This window comes from Bradyrhizobium sp. NAS96.2 (assembly GCF_001908235.1).
In the GTDB taxonomy this organism is placed as follows: Bacteria; Pseudomonadota; Alphaproteobacteria; order Rhizobiales; family Xanthobacteraceae; genus Bradyrhizobium.
In genome coordinates this window covers 1-1,354 of sequence record NZ_LGHK01000357.1, presented here as the reverse complement: position 1 = coordinate 1,354, position 1,354 = coordinate 1, and the positions used below count along the sequence as shown (strand labels likewise).

1 protein-coding gene is annotated in these 1,354 nt (G+C 62.7%); it reads left to right on the top strand.

Annotated features, from left to right (window positions below; all coding sequences use genetic code 11):
• Positions 1–81 precede the first annotated feature (81 nt).
• Positions 82–1,305 (top strand): phage tail tube protein, encoded by a 1,224-nt coding sequence (locus AC628_RS41230; RefSeq protein WP_074132526.1) that lies wholly within the window; start codon positions 82–84, stop codon positions 1,303–1,305.
• Positions 1,306–1,354 lie beyond the last annotated feature (49 nt).

Here is a 1,354-nt window from a genome sequence, read left to right as displayed (position 1 = left end):
CGGCAACTGGTTCGGCGCCGTCGTCGTGATTCCGTTCCAGTTCTTTTTCATCGGCTGATCCCAAACAGGAGACTGATCGCAATGGTCTATCAAAGCAATTCCGCCGGCCGCGTCGCCTTCAAGGCGCAGGCCGGTCTCGGCCAGGTCGCTGCCGGCGGCGCCGGCGCAACGCAGCTGCGGATCTCCGGCGGTCCCGGCGCGAAACTGTCCAAGGCGGCGACCGAGTCGCAGGAGGTCCGCAACGACGGCATGTCGACGCGCGGCCGGCACGGCACGCAGAAGACGTCGTCAAGCTACAACGCGGAAATGTCGCTCGGTTCGCATGACGCGATCCTCGAGGCGATCATGCGCGGCACTTGGGACGCGACGCCGTTTAGCAAAACGCAGGCCGATTTTACGTCATTGACGACGGTCGCGGACGGCATTGTATTCGGCGCCGGTTCGCCGATCGACGAGGGTTTCAAGGTCGGCGATATCATCCGCGCAGCAGGCCTGCCGGACGCCGGCAACAATGGCCGCAACCTGCGGATTTCAGCGCTGTCCGCGAACAAGATCACGGTGCCGGAGACGCTGATCGTCAACGCGGCGCCCGATACGAATTGCACGATCACGCGACCGGGCAAGCGGTTGACCAACCCGGCGGCGCTGGTCCGGCGCTATTTCGGAATCGAGGAATTCGAGAGCGACATCGTTAAGTCGACCGTCCTCGACGATTTTGTCTGGGGCACGGGCAAGATTTCGATGGCGCCGAACGGGATCATCATGTTCGATCCCGGCGGCATCGGGACCGGCAAGATCCGGCCGTTGGACGCCGGTGTTCCCTATTTCACTAATCCGGCCGTGACGACCCGCACGCCGTTTGCTGTCGTCGACGCAACCATCCGCCTCAATGGCGTTGACCTGGTCGAGCTGACCTCGTTCGATCTGTCGCTCGATATCCAGCCGACCGCGCCGGATGCGTTCGGCTCGGGCAATATCAAATATTCGCCGGACGTGTTCACGGGGCCGCTGCGGGTTTCGATCAACCTGACCATGTTGCGCAAGGATCTGCAGCTGCTCGCCGATTTCGTCGGCGAAACGCAGTATTCGCTCAACGTCCTGGCCGTCGATCTGTCCGCCGAGCCGAAAGACTTCATGTCGATCACGGTGCCGAATTTCACGCTCGGCGGCGTCGATCCCTCGGCGCTGTCCAAGCAGGGCGGCGGTCGCACGCAGACGATCACTATCCCGCCGGCGCTGGTCGGTCTCGATTCCTCGGCGACCGGCAATAACAGCATGATCTCGTTCCAGACCACTGCAGCGTAGCGTTTGAGTGATCGGCGCCGACCATAGGCCGATGGAATGTTCTCGCGAG

What these genes read in the sequence shown, in the direction of transcription:
- AC628_RS41230 (WP_074132526.1), top strand. Translation starts at nt 82, where the DNA reads ATGGTCTATCAAAGCAATTCCGCCGGCCGCGTCGCCTTCAAGGCGCAG.